This is a genomic window from Wolbachia endosymbiont of Tuta absoluta (assembly GCF_059414725.1).
Genome location: NZ_JBNRJY010000349.1, coordinates 1 through 415 on the forward strand (window position 1 = coordinate 1; position 415 = coordinate 415).

Genomic DNA, 415 nt, shown 5'->3' on the forward strand with positions numbered 1-415 from the left:
TAATAAATGCGCTACACGTTCACCATTACGAAGCTCAAATACTATTTGACGGACAGTGCTTTCCTCATCATGAGCAAACATCACCATGCCAGTGCTATAAAATCCACGTAAAGATCGATCAAAGTGGCCAGTACGACAAAACGACAATTTCATATGTAAGGACCTAATATATGTAATGTTTTGTCAGACGTGGTGTTAATATCCATTTTACGGCCGTTAACGCTCTGCCTACCCCGCAAGGGATAATAGGCGTGATATGTGTATGTATATATGTAATGTTTTGTCAGACGTGGTGTTAATATCCGTTTTACGGCCGTTAACGCTCTGCCTACCCCGCAAGGGATAATAGGCGTGATATGTGTATGTATATACTATGTAATGTTTTGTCAGACGTGGTGTTAATATCCGTTTTACG

Annotated in this window: 1 pseudogene; it reads right to left on the reverse strand. The window is 40.5% G+C overall.

From position 1 onward, the window contains the following. Positions 1–114: pseudogene (locus ACJ5GX_RS03665) on the reverse strand (AAA family ATPase); the annotation flags it as partial. Between the last annotated feature and the right edge of the window lie 301 nt (positions 115–415).